The sequence below is a fragment of the Gilliamella sp. Choc6-1 genome, from assembly GCF_001690385.1.
Lineage (GTDB): Bacteria > Pseudomonadota > Gammaproteobacteria > Enterobacterales > Orbaceae > Gilliamella > Gilliamella apicola_A.
Genome location: NZ_LZHI01000066.1, coordinates 40,970 through 66,038 on the forward strand (window position 1 = coordinate 40,970; position 25,069 = coordinate 66,038).

The 25,069-nt window shown below is 33.8% G+C and carries 21 protein-coding genes and 1 riboswitch; of the genes, 5 read left to right on the forward strand and 16 right to left on the reverse strand.

Going from position 1 to position 25,069, the window contains the following annotated elements; translation table 11 throughout:
• The first annotated feature begins 298 nt into the window (after window positions 1–298).
• Complete coding sequence (locus tag A9G36_RS08605; protein WP_065569456.1) at window positions 299–502, forward strand: heavy-metal-associated domain-containing protein; 204 nt, start codon at window positions 299–301, stop codon at window positions 500–502.
• 207 nt (window positions 503–709) lie between these two features.
• On the opposite strand, the gene thiD is transcribed toward A9G36_RS08605, so the two are convergent.
• The 12 genes from thiD to A9G36_RS08665 form a co-directional block, all read right to left on the reverse strand.
• Entirely contained in the window at window positions 710–1,504 is a 795-nt protein-coding gene (gene thiD / locus A9G36_RS08610; protein ID WP_065585638.1) for a bifunctional hydroxymethylpyrimidine kinase/phosphomethylpyrimidine kinase, read from the reverse strand.
• An 11-nt stretch (window positions 1,505–1,515) separates the two neighbouring features.
• The gene (thiE, locus tag A9G36_RS08615; RefSeq protein WP_065569455.1) at window positions 1,516–2,157 is read right to left on the reverse strand and encodes a thiamine phosphate synthase; all 642 of its coding nucleotides are present in this window, start codon (window positions 2,155–2,157) and stop codon (window positions 1,516–1,518) included.
• A gap of 9 nt (window positions 2,158–2,166) precedes the next feature.
• Complete coding sequence (gene thiM / locus A9G36_RS08620) at window positions 2,167–2,958, reverse strand: hydroxyethylthiazole kinase (RefSeq protein WP_065574214.1); 792 nt, start codon at window positions 2,956–2,958, stop codon at window positions 2,167–2,169.
• Window positions 2,959–3,008: 50 nt separating this feature from the next.
• Window positions 3,009–3,111: riboswitch (TPP riboswitch) on the reverse strand.
• A 37-nt stretch (window positions 3,112–3,148) separates the two neighbouring features.
• Window positions 3,149–4,510 carry a Trk system potassium transporter TrkA gene (gene trkA / locus A9G36_RS08625; RefSeq protein ID WP_065569453.1) on the reverse strand — a complete coding sequence of 454 codons (1,362 nt, stop codon included), beginning with the start codon at window positions 4,508–4,510 and terminating at the stop codon, window positions 3,149–3,151.
• A gap of 95 nt (window positions 4,511–4,605) precedes the next feature.
• The gene (gene trpS / locus A9G36_RS08630) at window positions 4,606–5,601 is read right to left on the reverse strand and encodes a tryptophan--tRNA ligase (protein ID WP_065569452.1); all 996 of its coding nucleotides are present in this window, start codon (window positions 5,599–5,601) and stop codon (window positions 4,606–4,608) included.
• Window positions 5,602–5,620: 19 nt separating this feature from the next.
• Window positions 5,621–6,319 (reverse strand): phosphoglycolate phosphatase, encoded by a 699-nt coding sequence (locus A9G36_RS08635; RefSeq protein WP_034944043.1) that lies wholly within the window; start codon window positions 6,317–6,319, stop codon window positions 5,621–5,623.
• A 1-nt stretch (window position 6,320) separates the two neighbouring features.
• Window positions 6,321–6,989 (reverse strand): ribulose-phosphate 3-epimerase, encoded by a 669-nt coding sequence (gene rpe / locus A9G36_RS08640; RefSeq protein ID WP_034944040.1) that lies wholly within the window; start codon window positions 6,987–6,989, stop codon window positions 6,321–6,323.
• Between the two features lie 49 nt (window positions 6,990–7,038).
• Window positions 7,039–7,860, reverse strand: a complete 822-nt coding sequence (locus tag A9G36_RS08645) for a Dam family site-specific DNA-(adenine-N6)-methyltransferase (RefSeq protein ID WP_034944036.1) — start codon at window positions 7,858–7,860, stop codon at window positions 7,039–7,041.
• Window positions 7,861–7,906: 46 nt separating this feature from the next.
• On the reverse strand, window positions 7,907–8,761 hold the full coding sequence (locus tag A9G36_RS08650) for an SPOR domain-containing protein (RefSeq protein WP_065569451.1): 855 nt from the start codon (window positions 8,759–8,761) through the stop codon (window positions 7,907–7,909).
• 82 nt (window positions 8,762–8,843) lie between these two features.
• Window positions 8,844–9,365 carry a shikimate kinase AroK gene (gene aroK, locus A9G36_RS08655; protein WP_034944028.1) on the reverse strand — a complete coding sequence of 174 codons (522 nt, stop codon included), beginning with the start codon at window positions 9,363–9,365 and terminating at the stop codon, window positions 8,844–8,846.
• A gap of 188 nt (window positions 9,366–9,553) precedes the next feature.
• Complete coding sequence (gene gutQ, locus A9G36_RS08660) at window positions 9,554–10,516, reverse strand: arabinose-5-phosphate isomerase GutQ (RefSeq protein WP_034944025.1); 963 nt, start codon at window positions 10,514–10,516, stop codon at window positions 9,554–9,556.
• Between the two features lie 379 nt (window positions 10,517–10,895).
• Complete coding sequence (locus A9G36_RS08665) at window positions 10,896–12,236, reverse strand: LTA synthase family protein (protein ID WP_065574215.1); 1,341 nt, start codon at window positions 12,234–12,236, stop codon at window positions 10,896–10,898.
• A gap of 473 nt (window positions 12,237–12,709) precedes the next feature.
• Here A9G36_RS08665 and glyA point away from each other — a divergent pair, with 473 nt between their 5' ends.
• Window positions 12,710–13,966, forward strand: coding sequence for a serine hydroxymethyltransferase (gene glyA, locus A9G36_RS08670; protein ID WP_065585639.1), 1,257 nt, complete (start codon window positions 12,710–12,712; stop codon window positions 13,964–13,966).
• Between the two features lie 68 nt (window positions 13,967–14,034).
• On the opposite strand, the gene A9G36_RS08675 is transcribed toward glyA, so the two are convergent.
• Window positions 14,035–16,203 carry a hypothetical protein gene (locus tag A9G36_RS08675; RefSeq protein ID WP_065569447.1) on the reverse strand — a complete coding sequence of 723 codons (2,169 nt, stop codon included), beginning with the start codon at window positions 16,201–16,203 and terminating at the stop codon, window positions 14,035–14,037.
• Window positions 16,204–16,402: 199 nt separating this feature from the next.
• Between A9G36_RS08675 and A9G36_RS08680 the strand changes: the two genes are divergently transcribed.
• Window positions 16,403–18,328, forward strand: coding sequence for an ABC transporter ATP-binding protein (locus A9G36_RS08680; protein ID WP_065574216.1), 1,926 nt, complete (start codon window positions 16,403–16,405; stop codon window positions 18,326–18,328).
• Between the two features lie 103 nt (window positions 18,329–18,431).
• Here A9G36_RS08680 and A9G36_RS08685 read toward each other — a convergent pair whose 3' ends face one another.
• Entirely contained in the window at window positions 18,432–19,613 is a 1,182-nt protein-coding gene (locus A9G36_RS08685) for a sugar transporter (RefSeq protein ID WP_034915274.1), read from the reverse strand.
• Between the two features lie 140 nt (window positions 19,614–19,753).
• Window positions 19,754–20,266, reverse strand: coding sequence for a thiol peroxidase (tpx, locus tag A9G36_RS08690; RefSeq protein ID WP_065569445.1), 513 nt, complete (start codon window positions 20,264–20,266; stop codon window positions 19,754–19,756).
• A 449-nt stretch (window positions 20,267–20,715) separates the two neighbouring features.
• On the opposite strand from tpx, the gene A9G36_RS08695 reads away from it, so the two are divergent.
• Window positions 20,716–21,456, forward strand: a complete 741-nt coding sequence (locus A9G36_RS08695) for an acid phosphatase (protein ID WP_065569444.1) — start codon at window positions 20,716–20,718, stop codon at window positions 21,454–21,456.
• Window positions 21,457–21,593: 137 nt separating this feature from the next.
• Here A9G36_RS08695 and apbC read toward each other — a convergent pair whose 3' ends face one another.
• Window positions 21,594–22,667, reverse strand: coding sequence for an iron-sulfur cluster carrier protein ApbC (gene apbC, locus A9G36_RS08700; protein ID WP_065569443.1), 1,074 nt, complete (start codon window positions 22,665–22,667; stop codon window positions 21,594–21,596).
• 251 nt (window positions 22,668–22,918) lie between these two features.
• Between apbC and metG the strand changes: the two genes are divergently transcribed.
• Window positions 22,919–24,946: a methionine--tRNA ligase gene (gene metG, locus A9G36_RS08705; RefSeq protein ID WP_065569442.1), complete on the forward strand. Its 2,028-nt coding sequence runs from the start codon at window positions 22,919–22,921 to the stop codon at window positions 24,944–24,946.
• The last annotated feature ends 123 nt before the right edge of the window (window positions 24,947–25,069 follow it).

The window sequence follows — 25,069 nt, forward strand, 5'->3', positions numbered from 1 at the left end:
CAAAATATCATAAGTAGTATAACGCTTAATGAATAATGATGTCAAAGTGGCTATAAATTAATAGCACTTTTTGTTTTTAATTGAATTATTAAGCCTAACTAATATTTTATTCAATAATATTACAATTTTAATATAAATTATTTACATTTTTGAGCTTAAGATTAAAACTGTTATTCTAATTAGCTTTAGCTATTTAGTTTATTAAATGTATATTGATTCGGTTAATAATTAGTTTATTATTCTCGATTAACACGTTAAAATTTATTTATCTAAGCTTGATGAAACAAAGAGGCTAATAATGAAATTAATCGTTAATAATATGAGTTGTCAGCATTGTGTGAAAACCATTACCAAAGCGATTAACGATATTGATCCAAAAGCTAAAGTAACGGTGGATTTGAATAAACATGAAGTTAATATTGAAAAAGGTACTATCTCACAAGAAGCGGCTATTACTGCTGTTAGCGAAGCAGGATTTGAATTCGTTGAGATTTTATATTAATTATACTGTTTTTCGAGCTTTTAATTTATAGATATTTTACGTTTTGGTGGAGCTCTGTTTAGGCTACATCATTTATACATGAAATGGTCAAAATGGTATAGCTCTAAACATAAGATCTGTATCAAAAGGAAATAACTTTCCCATTTTCTCAAAATACCGAAAATAACTGAGTAAAGGCTTCAAAAAAGATAGTGTTTCTAAAGTTTTTTACCACCACTGATAAAAATGATGTGTTGGTCCAATTCCTTGACCAACCGATAAATTATCTGCATGCTTAATCACACCTTGTATATAGTCTTTTGAATATTTTATTGCCTGTTCTAAGGTATTATTGGGGAGCAGTGCAGCAATAGCAGCTGATAAGGTGCATCCTGTTCCATGGGTATTTTTAGTGGCAATTCGAGGTGAAGTCAGCCTTATTATATTATCTTGTGTAATTAAGTAATCAGGACTTTGATTACTTGATAGATGCCCACCTTTTATTAATACTGCTTTGCAACCCAATTTAAGTAGCTCATAACCTTGTATTTGCATTTCTTCTTCTGTTTTAGCTTCATCACAATCTAATAATGTTGCAGCTTCAGGTAGGTTGGGGGTAATGATCGTTGCTAAAGGTAATAAAAGCTCTCGAATGGCAGCAACAGCATCCGATTTTAATAATAAATGTCCTCCTTTGGCTACCATTACTGTATCTATTACAACAGTTTTAATCGGATTATTTTTTAGAAGGTGATGAACGGTTGAGACAATCTCTTTATTTATCAGCATACCTATTTTCACACTATCAATTTTAATATCTTGATATAACGTAGTAAATTGTGCTTCAATAAATTTCGGTTTAATTGCTAATATGGCATCAATCCCTTGAGTGCTTTGTGCTGTAAGGGCGGTTATGACTGAAATACCATAAACGCCGAATGCTGAAAAAGTTTTTAAGTCTGCTTGAATACCCGCTCCACCGCTTGAGTCAGATCCTGCAATTGTTAAGGCAATTGTTGTCATAATATTCTTTCCTATTTAGTTTGTTTTATTTTTTCGATAAGTGCTAAGGTAGCTTGTGAAACATCTGTTTGACCACAAATTGCTGAAACCACAGCAATTCCTTCAATACCGGTCTGCAAAATTTTTGTGGCGTTATTGGTATTGATTCCTCCAATAGCGACGGCAGTGCGCTGTTTTAGCTTTACTAACTCAGTTAGTTGTTGCATGCCTATTGGTGGCGTGACATCTTTTTTAGTGTCTGTTGAAAAAATCGGACCAACACCAATATAATCCACTAATTGCCACGGCGTTGCCTCAAGTTGCTGACGATTAGTCACCGAAAATCCTAACCATTTATCATTGCCAATTAATTTTCTTGCGATATTAATAGGTAGATCTGTTTGCCCAATATGTACACCGTTAGCATCAACGGCTAACGCTATATCAATATGATTGTTAATAAATAATGGTACAGGAGTATCGTTAAGAACCTGTTTTAAAGCTACTGCTGCTTGATACCAATTCTTACATGAAAATTCGTGTTCGGATCTTAATTGTATTGCGGTTACGCCATTGGCAACTGCTATTTTGGTGGTATTTATCATGCCTTTAATGCCGCCGCATAATAATGGATCGAGGACTAAGTAAAGTGTCAAATCTAGTTGCTTTTTCATTAGATTTTCCTATTTGTCTGATATGTTAAATAATGAAAGTTTATCTAGTAGTGAGACTGCATAAGTTCCTAATCCTTGCTGTTTATTGGCAAGTTCACCGGCTTTTTTCATCATAAAACAAGCGGAGGCGGTAGCTAATAATGGATCCATTGAATTGGCTATAAATGCGGCAACCATTGCTGACAATGAACATCCAGTACCTGTGACTTTTGTTAATGCAATATCACCGCCTGTAATGCTATAAATATCTTTACCATTAGTAATATAATCAGTTTTACCGGTAATGGTTACGATAGTTTCATATTTTTGTGCAAGTGAGATAGCTGTTGTTAAGGCTGATTCAGTCGAATCTTGACTGTCAGGTCCTTTCGATGATGAATTTTGTTCATCTAATACTAATATTTCAGAAGCATTGCCACGAATTACTGTTGGTTTTAATAATAATAATTGTTTTGCAATATTCGTACGGTAAGGAAGGGCTAATCCAACTGCAGCAGGATCTAATACCCAAGGGGTTTGAGTTTTCTTAGCCTGAGCAGCGGCTAATAGCATACTCTTTGCGGTATTGCCGCATACCGTACCTAGATTAATTAATAAACTGTTAGCAACACGAACGAATGAAGAAACTTCATGTTCAGCGATAACCATGGCTGGCGATGCGCCAATTGCAAGTAATACATTGGCGGTAAAATTTTGCACTACATCATTGGTCATGCAATGAACTAAAGGTTGTTGCTGTTGTACTTGCTTAATGAAAGGTGGGAATTGAACAGCTTGAAATGGTTTTATTGTTAATAACATATTCTTTCCTTTTTATGCTTAGTAATTGGGAAGAATATGCCGCGTTAGGCCGTATATGGCTTAGACTTCCCTACGCTGGTATAACCCAGATCAGGTTCAACGGGTAATATCTCAGTTTTTTGTGTAAAACAAAAAACACCCCGAGTCAAAATCTTTATTTATTATGAACTGGCTATTTATTTTAAACAAGTCATTGTAATAATTTTTCTATATCAGTAATCGCTTTTCTATCTGGTAAAAATATAATGAGATGATCTTTGTCTTCAATGGTTAAATCAGTATTAACAATGATCACATCTTCTCCTCGTACAATAGCCCCGATAGTTGCGCCTGAAGGTAATTTTAATCCATTAATATTTTTACCTACCAATTTTGATTTTTCATTATCACCATGAGCAATGACTTCAATAATTTCAGATTCACCTTGTCTTAATGAGACAACTTTTACCATACCTGTTTGTCTTACATGACTTAATAGCTCTGAAATGGTGGCATGTTGTGGTGAAATCGCTATATCAATTACACTGTCATTGATAAGTTCAAGGTAGGCCTGACGTTGAATTAATACAATGACTTTTTTTGCCCCCATTCTTTTGGCAAGCATTGAAGACATGATGTTTGATTCATCATCACTTGTTACTGCGATAAAAAGATCGGTAAGCTCAATTTGTTCTTGTGATAATAACTCTTGATCAGATGATTCACCATGTAATACAGTTGTGTTAATTAGCTGTTCGGCAATTAATTCAGCACGCACAGAATTACGTTCAATTAGTTTAACTTGGTAGGCATTTTCTAAACGTTTAGCTAGCGCGACTGCGATACTCCCTCCACCACTAATAATTATACGTTTGTATGGTTTTTCTAAACGTTGTAACTCACTGGTCACGGCTTTAATATTAAAAGGTGGGGTTATAAAATAGACCAGATCGCCAGCCTCGATCAATGTTGATCCTAGTGGGCGAATAAATTGATTTTTACGATATATTGCCACGACTCGGGCCTCAACATGAGGAAGGTGTTCTTTGAGCTCCGATAATTCACTTCCAACCAAAGCCCCGCCATAATATGCTTTAGCAGCAACCAAACATACTCTATTATCATAGAAGGAGGCAAACTGTAGCGAACCAGGATACTGGACTAAATGGCTTATATGGTTAGTGATGAGATTTTCAGGAGCGATAATATGATCGATATTGATACAATCTTTATTAAAAAAAGAATATTTTTCCTCGTTATATTCTGGCGCTCTAATTCGTGCAACTTTTTGCGAAATATTAAACATCACATGACTAATTTGACATGCCATCATGTTTACTTCATCAGAGCTAGTTACAGCAACTAGCATATCGGCTGATTCAGCACCTGCACTTTCTAAAACTTGTGGATAAGAGGGTTTTCCACAAATTACTTGTAAATCAAAGCGTTCTTGCAATGATTGCAATTTGTTGTCATCTTCATCTACAACAGTGACGTCGTTTTGTTTTTCTGTAACGAGGTATTCAGCAAGAGCACTGCCTGTTTGTCCCGCTCCAAGAATGATAATCTTCATAACTAACCTGTAATAGCTAAGATTTTTAATATAGTATATTAAAACCAATCAATACTGTTTAATGTTATTATCAATGACCATTTTTTGATTGCTAACTATACAAAGCCTATTGCATCATAGACTTTTTTCAAAGTAGGCTCGGCTTTTGAACGAGCTTTTTGGGCTCCTTCTTGCATAATTGAAAGTAGATAATTTTCATCATCACGATATTGGTGATATTTGGTCTGTAAAGTGGTTAACATATCAATGATTTGGGTTGCTACTTCGGTTTTAAGATGACCATACATTTTACCTTCAAACTCTTTTTCAAGCTCGGTAATTGGTTTACCTGTAATACCTGTTAATATATCGAGCAGGTTTGATACGCCAGCTTTAGTTTTTAAATCGTAGCGCACTGTTGGTGGTTCATCAGAATCGGTCATTGCACGTTTAATTTTTTTCTCAATGTCTTTTGGGTTTTCAAGTAATCCAATTACATTATTACGGTTTTCATCTGATTTGGACATTTTTTTTGTTGGCTCTTGTAATGACATAACTCTTGCACCAACTTTAGCAATAAATGGTTTAGGAATAGTAAAAATATCGCCATAAAGAGCATTAAAACGTATTGCAATATCGCGAGTTAATTCAAGATGCTGCTTTTGATCATCCCCTACTGGCACTAAATCGGCTTGGTATAATAAGATATCAGCCGCCATAAGAACCGGATAATCAAATAGGCCTGCATTAATGTTTTCCGAATGACGTGACGATTTATCTTTAAATTGTGTCATGCGGCTGAGCTCGCCAAAATAGGTGTAACAATTTAAAACCCACCCTAACTCAGTATGCGCAGGGATATGGGATTGTACGAAAATAGTACTCTTTTGTGGATCAATACCACAAGCTAAATAGAGTGCTAACGTATCAAGTGTGGCTTTACGTAATTTTTGTGGATCTTGGCGTACTGTTATCGCATGTTGGTTGACGATACAATAAACGCAATCATATTCATTTTGCAATGCCACCCAATTTTTTAGAGCACCTAAGTAGTTACCAAGTGTTAACTCGCCTGAAGGTTGTGCACCACTAAATACAATTGGTTTACTCATAATTTATTCCTAATATGTGTTAATTATATTTTTCGTCAGCTTTAGGCTGAGGTAATATCGTTAATATATCTTTAAAATCATCAAATAAAAAGTCTGGTTCACTTGTAGCAATCGAAATACCATAATTATATCCATAACTTAATGCCACTGTTGGGCAATTGGCATTTTTAGCTGCTGTGATATCATTTTTAGAGTCACCCACAAAAAGTAGTTGATTGTTAAATAATCCAAATGTTGCCATAACTTGATATAATGGAGCAGGATGTGGTTTTAATTTTATTACATCTCCACCACCAAGCACTAGCGAGAAATACTCTTTAATTCCTAAAGAAGTGAGTAGATCAGGTAGAAATTTTGCTGGTTTATTAGTGACCAATGCCAATGGATATTGGCTAGTATAAAGTGTTTTTAAGGTTTCCTTGACGTTAGGAAATAATTTCGTTCCAACATCGATAACCTGATCATAATGACAGTTAAAAATATCTCTAGCTTGTATAAAGAGGGCTTCTGATGGATCGACTTCGATAGCTTTAAAAACACGTTTTAACATGATATCAATACCGTTACCAACCCAATTTTTAATTTGTTCATTAGTAACTGTTGGTAATTGTAAATCAACTAACATGTTTTGTGTTGCAAGAGCAAGGCCAGGAACACTATCAACAAGTGTACCATCTAAATCAAATGCTATTGCTTGAATATTGTCTAATTTATGCATATTACACTCCTGCTAATTCTTTTCGCATTGCATCGATGACCGTTTTATAATTGGGTTGGTTAAATATAGCTGAACCTACTACAAACATATCTGCACCAGCTTTAGCTATTTGGGCTATATTGTCAACTTTTATTCCACCATCGACTGCTAAACGAATGTTCCTATCTGATTCAAGTATACGTTGTTTTGCTTGTTGTAATTTTTTTAAAGTTGAAGAAATAAATGATTGTCCACCAAAACCAGGATTAACGCTCATTAATAAAATAATATCTACTTTATCAATTGAATAATCTAAATAATCAAGCGGCGTGGTAGGATTAAACACAATACCAGCGTGACAGCCATGATCTTTAATTAATTGCAATGAACGGTCTAGATGAATTGTAGATTCTGGATGGATTGATATATTTGTAGCTCCGGCTTTAGCAAAAGATACGATCAACTCTTCAACAGGAGATGCCATTAAGTGAACATCAATAGGGGCTTTTATGCCATAATCTCGCAATGCTTTACAAAACATTGAGCCCATAGTGAGATTAGGCACAAAATGATTGTCCATGACATCAAAATGTACAACATCTGCACCTGCATCTAATACTTTTTGAGTATCTTCACCAAGACGAGCAAAATCAGCTGATAGAATTGATGGTGCAATAATAAATTCGTTCATAACAATCCCTCTATTGATAAAATCTTCTTATTATTATACTAAAGCTAAGCTAAGATTTTTTGTATAATGCTAAAATTTCATCAATTTTTTTTCTGCCTTCGCCGGCACAACTAATTGAACGTCGCATTTCTGCTCGATAAAGATGACGAGCTTTGCTATATAAAGTTCTTGTATAATTTGTATCATGATTTGATACAAGTACAGGAATATCTTTTTTATAAGCTATCTTTTCGGCTAATTTTGATAATTTTTTATGTTCATCATATCCAAAACTATTTGAATAATATGCTGTAAATCCAACCGATTCGTTTGGTGATAGATAAGGTGGATCACAATATATCACAGAATTCCGTTGCGCTTTTTTCATCACATCTTGATAAGGAGCACAAATGAATATGGCATTTTGCGCTTTTTGCGCGAAAAAATTTAGCTCTTTCTCTGGGAAATAGATTGTTTTGTATCGACCAAATGGTACGTTAAATAAACCACTATTATTATATCGACACAATCCGTTATAGCAGTGACGATTTAAATATACAAATAGTAGAGAACGTAGATATTGATCTTTGCTATGATTAAAAACATTGCGCAGCTGATAAAATGCCTCAGGTTGATTATTCTGAGGGTCAAATAACGATTTTAGATCGCAGATAAACTGATCTGGTTTAGTTTTTAATAAATTAAATAATTCAATTAAATCATGATTAATATCAGCCAAAATATAGCTTTTGTAGTTTGTGTTTAAGAAGACAGAACCTGCCCCAACAAAAGGTTCAATGAGTTGATCACCGTTTGGTAGATACTGCCTAATAGTGTCTACAAGCTCATATTTTCCTCCAGCCCATTTTAAAAAGGCTCGTTGTTTTTTCAACGGATACTCCTATTTTGATATTGGTAGGATAAATGAACTATATCCTTTACTTTACTGCCTTTTCTTTATTAATCGCTGCACTAGATTTAACCCATGGGTTATTTTTTTGTAGTGCATTCGGCAAAGATTTTATCGCTCTGTTTGCTTCATCATATGATGAATAATTGCCTTCAATTAATACAAACCATGTGCTGTTGTTATGTTTTGTTTTATAAATTTGATAGTTACTTATATTGTTTTGTATGGCAAATTTCTTTAAATTTTCAGCAGATGAAGATGCGCTAAGTTGAATCGCATAATAGTTGTCCTCCAAATTACTATTTTTATCTAATTTAGTATTTTCCCCTTTATGACTAGATTCTTCTGTAAGAGGATAATTATTTGATATTATTTGTGAACTAAATTTATTATTCAAACTACTAACGCCATTATTTTCATCTGCTATTAATGAATCCATATTTGATTTTATGTTTCGATTATCAATATCTTTTCCTTTATTGGTAATGTTTTTTATATTTTTAGGCTGCTCTTGCTTACCTGATGTTTGATTTAATGTTGTTTCAGTTTGAGAGTTAGTCTGACTCTTTGAACTTATAGCTTGGGAATTATTAGTGGCAATAGATTCCCTTTTAGTTAAGGAGGATGACGTATTGTTGTCGCTATCAAAATTTGTTGATGGCAAATCATTGATAACCGATGGTGTTAATTCCGTTCGCTTACTTTGTTTTGAATAGCTATATATCATCAAGATGAGCGATATAAAAATCATTATCACAGCAAAACCAAGAATGATCAGTTTTCTCTTTGGAAAATCTTGAAATAAACTTGGTAATTTAAATGAAGTTGTAGAGTTCTTATTCGCTTTTTCTGATACATAACGATCATTTTTATCTACACGCATATTCACCCCTTAACTTACTAACAACCATATTACTACTTATGAGAGCTGCCCGTTTATCATTATATTATTGTAAACAAATTTTTTAAATTTGTTCTATTTTATCAATAATATAACCTGCAACACCTTTAGCACTTTGCTCATCAGTTTTAATTGTAATGTCTGCAATCTCTTCGTAAAGCGGTTCTCGTTCATCTGCGAGCTCTTCATAAAGCTCACGGGGTGTATTGGCACCCTGTAGTAATGGGCGTCGTTTATCTTTTTGTGTTCTTGCCATTTGTTTTTCAATGGTTGTTTCTAAATAAACTACGATCCCACGAGCTGATAATCGGTTTCTAGTCTCTTTAGATAAGACTGATCCCCCGCCAGTTGCGAGCACTACGCCTTGTTTTTCTGTTAATTCATTAATAATTTTTTCTTCTCTGGCGCGGAATCCATCTTCACCTTCTAAGTCAAAAATCCAGGCAATATCAGCTCCAGTACGTTTTTCGATCTCTTGATCTGAGTCAAAAAATTCCATGCCTAACTGTTGTGCAATTTGTCGGCCTATTGTGCTTTTTCCTGCCCCCATTGGGCCAATTAGAAAGATATTTCGCTTTTCTGCCATTGTAGTTTCATCATCTATTAATTTTGGTTAAATATACAACACAATATTATTTTGTTATGATTCGAAAAATCATGCACAAAATAAATTGTGTAACTTTTTCTTGGATCTCCGTCTTATACGACAAAAATTTAGGTTGGTAATTATCTCAATAGATAGCCCCTTTTTGCAATAGGTATTTATCAATAGTTTTAGCTTATTCCCGCTTGGTGTAAATCATGAATACTTAAAGCACCAACTAATTCATCTTTGGCATTGACAACTGGCGCAGCAGTAATATTGTGATAATTAAATGATTTTAACGCTTCTGTCGCTTTCCAATTTTCTGGAATTCTGTAACCTGGAGTGGTCATTACAGATAAGATGCTATCATGTAATGTACCGTTTTTTAGTAATAATCTACGTAAATCGCCATCAGTAAATACACCAATAATTTTATTATCATCTTGACATATGGTTACTAAACCTACTCCTGTTCGGCTTAATTCTAACATAGCATCAAGAACTGTGGAAGACTTTGAAATTTTGGGGATTAAGTCACCTTTTCGCATAACATCTTTTACTTGATTGAGTAATTTTACTCCTAAATTGCCACCAGGATGCGAACGTGCGAAATCTTCTTCTTTGAAACCTCTAGCTCGCATTACTGTAATAACAAGAGCATCTCCCATTAGTAAAGTGTTAGTTGAACTTGAAGTGGGAGCAAGGCCCATTGGGCAGGCTTCTTTTTCAATTGAAATATCAAGCACTGCTTGTGCTGATTTAGCTAGTGGTGAGTTTAATCCTCCTGTTATGGCAATAACAGGAACATTTATTGAAGCGAGTATTGGTAAAATGAAATTAAATTCTTTGGCACGACCAGAATAAGAAATTAAGATAGCAACATCATTTTCAGAAACCATACCTAAATCACCATGTAGAGCCTCTGTAGGATGCATAAAAAAAGCAGGACTACCTGTACTTGCTAATGAAGCTGCAATTTTTTTACCTATATGTCCAGATTTTCCAATGCCTGATACAACCACTTTTCCTTTAGTTGCCAAAATAAGTTGGCAAGCTTTAATAAAATCTTCTCCCAGACGATCGGGTAGTTTTTGAGCTTCGTTTAATTCTAGTTCAAGAAGCTCTCGACCATATCTTAGTAATTCATCCATTTCAATTAACCTATGGAAATTATTTAAACAGTAACTATTTTACTTATGAATAGTAATTAACTTATAAATAGATATTAATATAATGTGTTACAGTTTAGCAATTAACCTTTTAATATTCAAAAATAAAGTATCCTATATTTTTAATATATAAATATTTAAATAACAATGTCTATTTTAAAAACCAATTGGTTAGTTTTTGCTATTATAATATATAAATAAAATTTTGGCGGATATCTTATTAAGTCTATATTAATAATTGAAAAAATTACCAAGAATCCAAAGCACTAAAAATAAAAAGTAAAAAAGATACTTGTATATCATCCTAATTTATGAAAATATTCAGTTTCTAGATTAGTTATTTAATGCATTAACTATTAGTTTATTCATATTTTTCAGCAGAATAATTAAGTGTTGCTATATTAGATTTATTTTGTTCAATAAATTTTTTCTTATCGAAATTAGGCTCTGTTAAATAGTCTGTTAGAAATTTGGCATTACTTTCAATTTGTGCACCGTTTAAAATTAAGCGCGGTAAATCTATTTGGTAGATTCTTTGATTGGTTTTTTTTTGTAAATTATTTATTTTAGCATTAGTGAGCAAATATAATTTACGTTCCTTTTCGGACAGATGACTAATTGTTGGAGTGCCTGAGCCCATCATTAAATGATCTGGGAAGATATAAAATACAGTATTATTTAAGATACCTTCATCTTTTAAGTATTGAATAAAAGCTCCTAAATTATGATCTAGTGAGGCAGCAACAAAAGACATATTGTCTTTTTTAGGTGAAATAACTGATTGCATTCGTTCATCATAAAAACCATTTGGGGCATGTGTTGAAACAGTTGACACAAATAATGCAAATGGTTTATCAGTTTGACGCATTTCTGTAATTTGTTTTTTAGCTATGTCAAAGATATCTTTGTCATAAAGACCAAATGGTGCTTTTGGGTATTGATCTATATAATTTTTTTCTGAAACAACTTGTATACCCAAAATTTCTGCAATGTGTCCAATACCAGCAAAATCTGGGTTTGCCATTACATAACGTGTCTGATAACCAGCTTTTTTAAGCACATCACCTAAACTAACTAATCTTGTTTCATTTGCTTTTATTAATGGCGAAGTTGTAAATCCACCAATTAAAAAAGGCATACCTGTCATATAAGTGTACATTGATGCTGTAGTCCATGTACTTCCTCGGCTCATTGGCATGTCAGCAAAAAAGGTATAGTTCTGGCGTAATTTTTGTAAATTAGGAGTTATATCGTGAAAATCAAAGAAACCTTGTTCAAAAGATTCTAATGATAAAATGATAATGTTTTTACCTTTAGTACTAACAATTTGATCTTTATTAGGATAATCAATCATATTAAGTGATTGCAGCGCTTCATTAAATGGCTTACAAGGAGAATTGATTACCTGATAGATTTCATATAAATGGCTTAAAGGTCCATTATGATAACTAATTGAAATAAATGAAATAAATGCTAATAATAAACGAATTAATATTCGACATTTATTGCTAAAAATGTTGACTAATTTTAATAAAAGAAATATCAAGAAAGAGAATACGATAATAACTAAACTAGCTTGTAATTTGAAAATAAATAACCCTTCAATAATATCGTTGACGTTTAAATTGACATAAAATTGATAATCAATAAAACCACCACTGAAATAGATAGAGGTTAGTTCCATTACAATAAATACAGTCATTATCGTTATAATTAGTAATTGTAACTTCTTTTTTTTAAACAATGATGCGAAAACGATAGTAATAATGAAAAGAGGTATAACAACTAAGGTCGATATAGGCATAGATCTTAAGACTCAATAATTAATTTTTGTATAAGTATATCCGTAATACTATAAAAAATAAAAATCGCTAATTATTTTATTTTTACTCTGATAAAAGTTAAATTATTTTTATCCAGCTCTTGGTTGTAATATTCTAAAACAATTTTTTGAAAACATTGGACTGTTTTAAGCGTTAAATTGCACAAATGCAATAGGCTACTTAGTATAATCAAGTTATTTTTTGATAATCTATTTTAGATGAAAATTATTTATATAGAATAAAAAATATTGAAATAACGTGATGAATAAGTAAGGATAACAAAGGTAATTTTTGTGCAAATAAATTTATCAATGAAATTAAAGGCTAATGTGATTAATAAGAAGGAGTCAACATGTTTAGTAAAAAAATGACCATTACTGATTATGATAAGGAATTATGGGATGCAATTAAAGGCGAAGAGCAGCGTCAGGAAGATCATCTTGAACTGATCGCATCAGAAAACTATACCAGTCCACGAGTAATGCAAGCTCAAGGCTCGCAACTCACCAATAAATATGCTGAAGGTTATCCTGGAAAACGTTATTACGGTGGCTGTGAATATGTTGATATTGTTGAAAAATTGGCAATTGAGCGCGCTAAGACTTTATTTGGTGCTGATTATGCTAATGTGCAACCTCATTCAGGTTCACAAGCTAATTTTGCAGTTTATATGGCACTTTTAAAAACGGGCGATACTGTATTGGGTATGAATTTATCTGAAGGCGGTCATTTGACTCATGGTTCCCCAGTTAGTTTTTCCGGAAAGCTTTATAACGTTGTTTCTTATGGCGTTGATGATACTGGACATATTGATTATCAGCAGTTAGCTAAAATTGCTAAAGAATCAAAACCAAAAATGATCATAGGTGGGTTTTCAGCCTATTCTGGAGTAATTGATTGGAAACGTATGCGCGAAATTGCTGATAATGTCGGGGCTTATTTATTTGTGGATATGGCGCATGTGGCGGGGGTAGTTGCAGCAGGGGTTTATCCAAATCCAGTTCCTTATGCTCACGTTGTTACTACTACAACTCATAAAACCTTAGGTGGTCCAAGAGGGGGCTTGATTTTAGCAAAAAATGGTAGTGAAGAGTTATACAAAAAGTTGAATTCGGCTGTTTTCCCAGGGACGCAAGGTGGTCCTTTAATGCATGTAATTGCCGCTAAAGCAGTTGCTTTAAAAGAAGCAATGGAGCCCGCTTATAAAGAATATCAACAGCAAGTAGTGAAAAATGCTAAGGTCATGGTTGAAGTGATTTTAAAACGTGGTTTTAAAGTAGTATCGGGTGAAACACACAATCATTTATTTTTAATTGATCTAGTTGATAAAAATATCACCGGCAAAGAAGCTGATGCCGCTTTGGGCTGTGCCAATATTACCGTCAATAAAAATAGTGTACCTAAAGATCCGCAAAGTCCATTTGTAACATCAGGTGTGCGTATTGGTACACCAGCTATTACTCGTCGAGGTTTTAAAGAAGCCGAATCATGCGATTTGGCCAATTGGATTTGTGATGTTTTAGATAATATTGATGATGAGCAAAACATACAAGAAGTAAAAGAGAAAGTTTTAGCTATTTGTCGACGCTTTCCTGTTTATCAGCCTTAATGGCTAGCAATTCCACCGAAGGTTGTCGGTGGAATTATTTATTGGTAGTTTGTTATGTCTAGCCATTTTTATTTGTCGGCATTTGTATCGATGTTATTTTGAGTTTGTTGTTTTAGTGGTTCGATGTAACGGTCAATATAACCTTCATGCCATAGCCAGCCTGCAGTTGTGCCAATTCCTAATAACATTGCTAATACAAAAATGATATTTAATTTTTTATGGCGTTGCTTCATTGGGTCACGCAAATTACGTTTTGCATTTGTAGGTAGTTCGGCTTTACTAGTGAGTAATCTACCTAACATTAGATTAATTTTTACTTGTCCATTAATAGCCCAACCAGATGCTTCAAGCAGTGGTCCTAACGTTCTTCGTCGTAATTTTAGCCATGCCAAAATAACAGATGGACCAGAAATAATCAGGAATAACCCAATAAACGACAAAGGGAGCTGCCACCAAGTGAGTGAAAATATTGCTTGAAAAATCGAGGCTAATGCCGTGCCAATTGCACCAACTGCTAAACCAATTGCAGCAAAAATTCCAACGCTTTTGCCAATATCAAATTTATTTACTGGGTTTTGGAGTGCTTGTTCACTTGATTTTTCAACATCGGCATCTTTACTGCTTGCCCATTTATTAATTTGTTCAGTAATACAACGTCCAATACGTTGGTAAGGTGCCAAAATTGCTTGCTGAATGCTAATTGGTTTAGTGATTATTTTAACTACATTGGCATCCCAATCATTCCCTTCATTGTCGATAAATACGCCATTTCTACCTTCTATTAACAAATCTCCTTGTCCGGCAGTCATCGCTGCGGCAATCAGTTGTTTTTGACCATGTCGTGTACATTCACAATAAAGTAAACAAAGCTCAGAATAATTTGCCATGGTTGAGTGTTTGGCTATATTGTCGACCGCAACACAAAGGTTTGCACAGCGGCCATCTATGTAAAGTTTACCAAGTTGAAATGCGGCTCGAGTTGTTGGGATGAAAAAGTCTGCAAAGGAAACAAAATTAATCAGCAAGCGATAAAGATGCTTATGAAATAGGACTAACTTTTCTAAAATCAGTACATCTGATGCTGAAATAGAGGTTTTATTATCTTGTTCAACCATTTTTTCGAATTTAGTAAGTAATTCATCATTAGCCATGCTAGTAATCAATTTGGTTGGTATATCTTCAATACTTTCTGTTGGTTGAGTTGTGACATCTAATTTTGACAATTCAGGTTTAGAACTTATTAGCGTAGTATAATTTTCAAGACTATTTTTTATATTTTGCCATTCTTGTTGTGTGAGTTTGTCTGGGGTTGATAATGTTGAAGCAACTAAGGTTTTAAATCGCCCAATTTTAGTTTTCCAAAGCGGATTAAGCCCATTAACCAGATCGAGAGCATCAGTTGTATCAATTTTAGATAGAGGTAGCTCAGCTAATGCTTCATCAGACAATAAACCATTTTCGGTTGGTACAATATATTTTTCGTCAACGTTAAGTGCTGTTTGTGCTTGTGGGGCGTATTGTGCTAATTCGACACGCAAAAAGTAGTCGTCAATTTTAGGTGTTAACATTTGCACTAATTTCCAAGTTTCTGCAGTGTTTTCCCCAAAAGGTGTTTGGAAATTGCTTATATCCTTTTGCCATTGTTGCCATATTTTTAGATTTGCAACAAAAGTTTTAGCAATATCTAAATTAATACCATCTTGTCCACTCATGTCTTTTTGTGCGCCGATAGTTTTGATCGCCGTTTTAATAAACATTTGCATGTCTGGTGATAATTCGCTTGATGCAGGAAAGATTAAATCACCATTGTAAAGTTTATTCTCATTGATTTTAATAGATTTCTGTATATCATCTTGCGTTAAATAATCCACGTTATTTTTATTCAAGCTAGCTAAAATACTTTGAGCGGTGACCGATAGTTTTTTTCCTTGCGGAGTTGATGTATTAATTTGTGATAATGGTAGTGTTTCACTTGTGTTTAAAATACTATCAAATGAAATTATTTTATCTCTAGTCCAACTAATTGCATCTAAAATATCGGGAATTCGGATGCGCCCATCTTTATCTGAATCAAGTAATGCTAGCGTTTTTTTATCAAAATCTAATCCAGTTGTTGGGCAACTGAGAGCAACCCACAATTTAGGATCTAATTCTGGCAAATTGATTATATCTTTGGCATTTTTAAATACAACTTGATCTAATCCGCCTACACGCTGAAATGTCCACATATGACTCATAGAAATCTCCTTATCTAAATATTATTAATATTTTTAAATGATCAATAAATACAGCATTCTTATCCTTCTTAAGAAAAAATAAAGAATCTTACATTAGTAAAGAATTTTATTATATCTTTGATAATTGATTTTAATTGGCTGATACAACTTTATGATAGAATAACGCTTTATTACTTTTTATCCAAATAAAAACATAAATATGTCATTAATTAACCTTACAAATGCTTACCTATCATTTAGTGATGCGCCGTTGCTTGATCATATCAATATGTCTATTGAACCAAACGAGCGTGTTTGCCTTGTCGGCCGTAATGGTGCTGGTAAATCGACTTTACTTAAAGTGTTAAATAAAGAAATGCCATTAGACGAAGGGCAAATCATTTATGAAAATAATGTAATTGTTTCACGATTACAACAAGATCCTCCTCGTGATGTGCAAGGCAGCGTGTTTGATTTTGTGGCAGAAGGGTTACACGAACAAACACAATTATTACGAGATTACTACGATTTAGCACATCGTGTAGAGTCCGATCCTTGCGAAAGTAACTTAGATAAATTAGCGAAAATGCAAGAACAGTTAGATCATCAAAATGGTTGGCAATTAGATAGCCGTATTCGTAATGTTATTTCTTCATTATCGCTTGATGGTGATGCGTTGTTGTCTTCGTTATCGGGTGGGTGGTTGCGTAAAGCCGCATTAGCCAAAGCGTTGGTTTGTCAGCCAACAGTTTTATTGCTTGATGAACCAACCAATCATTTGGATATTCAAACCATTAAATGGTTGGAAGATTTTTTGAAAAGTTTTAATGGCAGTATTGTGTTTATTTCCCATGATCGTTCGTTTATTCGTCAAATGGCAACGCGTATTATTGATTTGGATCGAGGTAAAATTGCGTCTTGGAGTGGGAATTATGATAATTATTTGCTTGGTAAAGAAGAAGCATTGCGTGTTGAAGAGTTACAAAATGCTGAATTCGATAAAAAATTAGCTCAAGAAGAAGTCTGGATCCGACAAGGTATTAAAGCTCGTCGTACTCGTAATGAAGGGCGAGTGCGAGCATTAAAAGCAATGCGTCAAGAATATAGCAAGCGTCGCCAAGTTATGGGTAGTGCTAAAATGCAAATTGAGGAAGCATTACGTTCAGGAAAAGTTGTTTTTGAACTTGAAAATGTGACATATCAGATTGAAGATAAGTTACTAGTTAATGATTTTTCTGTGCAAGTATTACGTGGTGATAAGATCGCTCTGATTGGCCCTAATGGTGTTGGTAAAACAACTTTATTAAAATTGATGTTGGGTAATTTGACACCAACATTAGGTAGTGTGCATTGTGGCACAAAGCTTGAAGTTGCTTATTTTGACCAATATCGTCTCGAACTTGATCCTGAAAAAACGGTGATGGATAATTTAGCCGAAGGTAAGCAAGAGGTCATGGTTAATGGCCGATCACGCCATGTACTTGGTTATTTACAGGACTTTTTATTTCCGCCTAAACGTGCCAGAACACCTGTACGAGCACTGTCTGGAGGGGAGCGTAATCGTTTATTGCTGGCTAAACTATTTTTAAAACCTAGCAATTTATTAATACTTGATGAACCGACCAATGATCTTGATATTGAAACATTAGAATTGCTAGAAGAGTTAGTGAATGATTATCAAGGAACTGTCTTGTTGGTTAGTCATGATCGGCAATTTGTTGATAATGTGGTCACTCAATGTTGGTTTTTTGAAGAAAAAGGCCATATTGGTGTTTATGCTGGTGGTTATGCCGATGCTCTGCAACAACAGCAGCAAGCACAACCAGTTAAAGTAACGACAGTTAATAAACTTGAGCAACCTAAAAAAGAATTATCTGCTACTAATAATCAAAGTAGTGAGCGAACCACTAAAAAGAAAGTTAAACTGAGTTATAATGAACAACGAGAATTGGCACAATTACCAAGCAAAATAGAACAATTAGAATTAGAGATTACTGATTTACAAGCACAAATTGGTCAAAGTGACTTTTTTAATCAAACTCATGAAATTACTAGTCCAATTTTACAATCTTTGGCAGATAAAGAGGCTGAATTAGAAGCTGTTTTTGAAAGATGGGAGCAGTTAGAGTCTTTAAGCAAATCATAAGGTAAGTGTTAGTATTTTCAGCATTATTTATTTGTGTTATAAAATAAATAATGCTGTTTCCTTACCCTAAGGTTTTTATATAATATTTTTTACATAACAGTTTTTAAATAACCGTTTTATTATTCCATAATTTTCTAGATAAAAAGTAGAATAATAATAGTGCGATGATGACAAAACACGCACCAACATAACCAATGTAATCAATTGAAAGTAAAATTAATACCTTACTGCCTATAAAAGCACCGCCTCCTATTCCAATATTGAAAATACCAGAATAGACTGAAGTGGCTATATCTGTGGCATCGGGTGCGGCATCAATTACTTTACTTTGCATAACCATTCCAATAATTGTAATGGAAAGTCCCCAAATCAAACATTGAATAATTGCAGTATAAAGCGTTAATGAACAGACATAAAGCGATAATAAGCAAGTAATCAGTAATAGCATAGGGATGATGAAAATTGCGGTTGGATTCTTTTCAGCATATTTTGCAAAAATAACGCTACCAATCATTCCAGAAAAACCTACAACTAATAATAAAAGGACGATAACATTTTGGTTAAATCCACCAATATTTTTCATGAATGGCGTAATATAGGTATAGGCAGTAAAGTGACCCGCAATAATAATGGCAATTAATAAATAAATGTTTAGCAGTATTGGGCGTTTTAATACCATTGGAATATCTTTGATAGAGATAATATCCATGCTTGGTACAGTAGGCAATAAGCGGAGTAGTAATATCATCACGCAAAAAGCGATACCAGCAATACATAAAAAAGTCACGCGCCAGCCAACGAGTTGTCCTATGATGGTGCCAATTGGAATACCTAGAATGGTTGCCATCGATACGCCAATAACAATAAAGCCCATTGCTTTAGCTTTTTTACCATTGGGCGCTAACCGAACTGCAAGTGGTGTTGTAATTGCCCAAAATACCGCATGTGCACAAGCAATACCAATTCTTGCTATCATTAAACTGTAAAAATTCCATGCGACTCCAGCTAAAATATGACTACCTATAAATAGACAAAATAAAAGGATAAGTAGCTTCCTTCGTTCCATTTTTGATGTTAATACTGTGAGTGGCAATGATAATAACGAAACAGCCCACGCATAAATAGTGAGTAATAATCCAGCATGGGCTACGTCCATTGAAAAGCTTTCAGCAATATTGGGTAATAGCCCGACAGGTACAAATTCCGTTGTATTAAAAATAAATGCCGCAAATGCAAGACAAAGAATTGATGACCAAACCCGAGATCGGTTAATACTATTATTCATGATTAAGATTTTGGAGGGAATATTAGATTACTTTTGATTATAACTGAATATGTTTGTCTATTAAATAGTTGCTAAGAATAAATCTTAAACTTAATCGCCACCAATATTAGTATTTGAGGGCGATGTTTCATTATAGCGATTTATTCTAGTGCTTTAACTGCAGCTAGGACTTTGTCATAATCAGGTTCAGAAGAGGTTTCTTTGACATATTCCACATAAACAATTTTGTCGTTTTTATCAATGACAAATACAGATCGAGAAAGTAATCGCAACTCTTCAATAACAACTCCATATTTTAAACCAAAGTTGAGTTCTTTATGATCTGAGGTGACTTTAACGGCATCAATACCTTCAGCAGCACAGTAGCGATTTAAGGCAAAAGGTAAATCGACGCTAATTGAAAATATCACTGTGTCTTTTAATTTTGCCGCTTCGACGTTAAAGCGATGCACTTGAGCACTACATACTGAGGTATCAATGGATGGAACCGAATTAATAATTCTGATTTTACCTTTAAAATCGGACAATTTAATGGGCTCCATTTTTAAATCTTGCACGATAAAATTGGGCGCTGTGTCGCCAACTTTAATTTGTGTGCCTAACAAAGTAATAGGTGCTCCGCGCATGGTGATTTCATTAACTCTTTTTTGCATAACAGTTTCCTTAGTGTTGTAACTAATAACGTTGTTTCGATAGAGTGAACTTATTAAAGTTTTACAGCTTTATTTACTATAAATTTAGCATTATTCAGCTGTCATATTCATATTATGCTAGATTTGATAATTTATCCAATGAATAACATTTTTGATTACTCAATTTAGTGAGCAATAATAAGTCAAAAAATTTCAATAAAAATAAATGTGATAGTTATCACATATAAAAAATTTGTTTGTTTATTAATAAAGAAATTATTTTTATGATTAACTAAGCTATTAATTGGTGAATGTTGTTAAATAACCACATTGATATGCTTAAAATAAGAAATATTTATTACTTATTTATCTTATAGGGCAATTAATCTATTTAAATAAGCAGGTTAGTTATCATAAGTTGTTGGTGTTGGTTGCCGAGAATTATAGTGCTTTTTAATAAGGAAACTTATATGCAAAAAATCTTTGTAAACAGTATTATTATGTGTGTCTTAATATCTACAAATGTTTATGCCAATAATATTAAAGATGTGACGACTAATCCACAAGATTTTTACCTTACAGAAAATCAATCGCCTAATAGTTTATTTTTATTACCTCCTCCTCCTTCTTTTAATAGTGTTGATTTTCTTAGGGATAAAGCGATGTATGATTGGGGTAAGTCACTTCGTAATTCTGAACGAGGACATCAAGCTTATTTAGATGCTGATTCTAGTAAGGATAATATAGCCAAACAGTTTTCCTCCTCTTTTGGATCTGAAATTTCTATAACTACAACTCCCGAGATTTATAAACTCATTACTACGATGAAAGAAGATGCCGGTGATCTGGCGACTCGTTCTGCTAAAAATTTTTATAATCGAGTTAGACCATTTTCTTTTTTTAATGAGCCAACTTGTCGTCCAGAAGATGAAAAAACATTATCAACTAATGGCTCTTATCCATCAGGTCATACTACAATGGGATTTGCTATTTCGCTAGTACTTGCTGAAATCAATCCAGAGAGACAAAATGAAATTTTTAAGCGTGGTTATGAAATAGGCGAAAGTCGGGTAATTTGTGGTTATCATTGGCAAAGTGATGTCGATGCTGCAAAGATTATGGCAGCGGCTGTTGTGGCTCAGCTACATACAAACTCGGAATTTACTCAACAATTAATTAAGGCGAAGGAGGAGTTTAGTCATTTAAAATAGTAGATACTGATTGGTGTCATATTGATTATTATTTGAATTATTTATTGAAAAATGCTGGATTATTTACACATTATTATTTAAATTTCATCTTGATATATTGGCTATTATATTTAGTAGCCAATATATCGATTTTAAATTTATATAGTTTTAAAAGGGATATCAGGCAAAATCGCTTCACCTTGCCAATATAACTCACTAGCAATACTTCCTGCTATTTGATAATAAAGTTGGCTAAATTCGCTATCAGGGTGGTTAATAACAGTGGGCTTTCCTGTATCAAGATCTTGGCGTAACATTTTTTGAAGTGGAATTTGCCCTAGCAATTTTGTTTGATATTGTTCAGTTAAACGTTTTGCACCACCTTCACCAAAGATGGCCTCATGATGTCCACAATGTTCACAAATGTGGTAACTCATGTTTTCAATAATTCCTAGTGTTGGGATGTTTACTTTATTAAACATGGTAATACCTTTTTTTGCATCGATTAAGGCAATATCTTGAGGCGTTGTGATAATTACAGCAGCAGTAACTGGAATGTTTTGCGCTAGGGTTAATTGGATGTCCCCTGTGCCTGGAGGCATATCAATGACAAGATAGTCGAGTTCTGGCCAAAGCGTGTCTTGTAAAATCTGTAATAGAGCTTTACTTGCCATAGGTCCACGCCATACCATGGCACTATCGGAATCAACTAAATAACCAATGGAATTGCTTGCAAGCCCATATGCCATTATTGGTGTCATATGTTTATTATCGGGTGTTAAGGGTTGCTGGTTTTCTGTACCTAACATGGTTGGGATCGAGGGGCCATAAATATCTGCATCTAAAATCCCTACTTTAGCCCCCTGTTTTTGTAAAGCTAGCGCAAGATTGACCGCTGTTGATGATTTTCCAACGCCGCCTTTTCCTGAGCTTATCGCGATAATGTTTTTTATATTATTAATGGCATTTTTGTTATTAGCACGTTTTAAAGTAGCAATTTTATATTCAATATGCCAGTCAATATCATTAACGCTGTTAAGCTTAAGCAATTCTGGAGAGGTTATTTTTTTCAATTCTTCAAAAGTAGATTGCCAAGCGAAAGGCATTGTTAAATTTATAGTTAAGCAGTGATTAACTATTTCACATTCTTTTATTGCGCCAAGTTCAAGTAAATTTTTTTTTAGCGTTGAATGAGTAAAATTTTCAAGAATTTTTTTTACTTCAGTATTCATTGTGGTTATCTCTTTGTGCCTCAGTATTTATACTCGTTTTATTTCCAATTACCTTGTATCAAAAGCTAAAAAACATTAAATAATAATAGGGCGGTACATTTTATTGGTTTACCTCACTAAAAAATGATTATTTGCTGTTTGAAAAGTAAATTGAGCATATAAATTTTATGAAATTATGGCATAAATCTAGCGATAATCCCACGATTGATGTACTATTTCTGCCATTATGTAAAAAAGGGTAATAAATCAACATGAAAACTCAACGCAAAATATTAGTGACTTGTGCACTTCCTTATGCCAATGGTGCAATTCACTTAGGTCATATGCTAGAACACATTCAAGCTGATGTATGGGTACGCTATCAACGTATGCGGGGAAATGAGATCTATTTTATTTGTGCTGACGATGCCCATGGCACGCCGATTATGCTCAAAGCTCAGCAATTGGGGATTACTCCAGAGCAGATGATTAGTGATGTCAAAACCGAACATCAACGTGATTTTTCTGGCTTTAATATTAGTTATGATAATTACCATTCAACACATAGCCCAGAAAATCGTCAGATATCAGAGCAAATTTATAAACGTTTAAAAGCGAATGGCTATATTAAAACTAAAGTTATTTCACAGCTATTCGATCCTGAAAAACAGATGTTTTTACCTGACCGTTTTGTAAAAGGTACTTGCCCACGCTGTAAAGCACCAGATCAGTATGGTGATAACTGTGAAGTTTGCGGAGCAACTTATAATCCAATTGATTTAATTAATCCCCAATCAGTAGTATCTGGTGCTACACCTGTTATGAAAGATTCTGAGCACTTCTTTTTTGATCTACCTGCTTTTTCAAATATGTTACAAGAGTGGATTCGTTCAGGAACATTACAAGATCAAGTTGCTAATAAAATGCAAGAGTGGTTTGAATCTGGTTTACAACCGTGGGATATTAGTCGTGATGCACCTTATTTTGGATTTGAGATCCCCGATGCTCCTGGTAAGTATTTTTACGTTTGGTTAGATGCGCCAATTGGTTATATGGGATCTTTCTTAAATTACTGTAATAAAAAAAATAAACCAATTTTTGATGAGTTTTGGGACAAAAATTCAAGTACAGAACTGTATCACTTTATTGGTAAAGATATTGTTTATTTTCACAGCTTATTTTGGCCTGCTATGCTTGAAGGTAGCGAATATCGTAAGCCTTCCAATATTTTTGTACATGGTTATGTGACTGTTGATGGTGCGAAAATGTCTAAATCACGCGGCACTTTTATTCAAGCAAGTACCTATCTAAAACATTTAGATCCTGATTGCTTACGTTATTATTATGCAGCTAAATTATCCTCACATATTGATGATATTGACTTAAATCTTGAAGATTTTGTGCAACGAGTAAATAGCGATTTAGTCAATAAAGTTGTCAATATAGCTTCGCGTTCTGCAGGATTTATTTATAAACGCTTTGACGGCAAATTATCAAATAAAGTGGCAGAGCCTGAACTGTATTCCTTGTTTGTTAAAAAAGCAAAAGTGATTGCTGACTATTTTGAACAACGCGAATCAGGCAAGGCAATTCGTGAAATTATGGCACTTGCTGACGAAGCTAACCGATATATTGACGAAAAGGCACCTTGGGTGGTTGCTAAACAAGAAGGGCAAGATCAAGTATTGCAAGATATTTGTTCAATGGGAATTCACTTATTCCGCATCTTAATGACTTATTTAAAACCAATTGTGCCTTCATTGGCTGAACGTACAGAGGCATTTTTAAATAGCAAATTAGAATGGAGCGAAATTGATAATGCTTTAACAAGTCATAAAATTAATCAGTTTAAAGCTTTATTTAATCGTATTGATATGGATAAAATTACAACCATGATTGAAGAAACAAAACAACAAACTGCATTAGCACAACCTGTAAACCCTAAAGTTGCTGAACCTATCGCTGAGACGATTAATTTTGATGATTTTGCTAAAGTCGATATGCGCGTTGCTTTAATTAAACATGCTTGTTTTGTTGAAGGATCCGATAAATTACTTCAATTAACGCTTGATATTGGTGACGAAACCCGTAACGTGCTTTCAGGTATCAAGCAGTTTTATCCTGACCCAGAGGTGTTAATTGGGCGTTTAACTATTATGATTGCTAACTTAGCACCTCGTAAAATGCGCTTTGGTGTTTCAGAAGGAATGGTGCTTTGTGCAAGTGGTAAAGATGATGGCGAAGGTGTGTACCTACTATCACCAGATAGTGGCGCTAAACCAGGAATGCGAATTTCGTAATTGATATCTTTATTATAGAAACTGCATCTTAACAAATTAATATGTTTGTTAAGATGTATGGAATCTATATTATATATTTTAATTTATTAGGGTGTTAAGTTTCATTATTCGTTTATTAAAAAC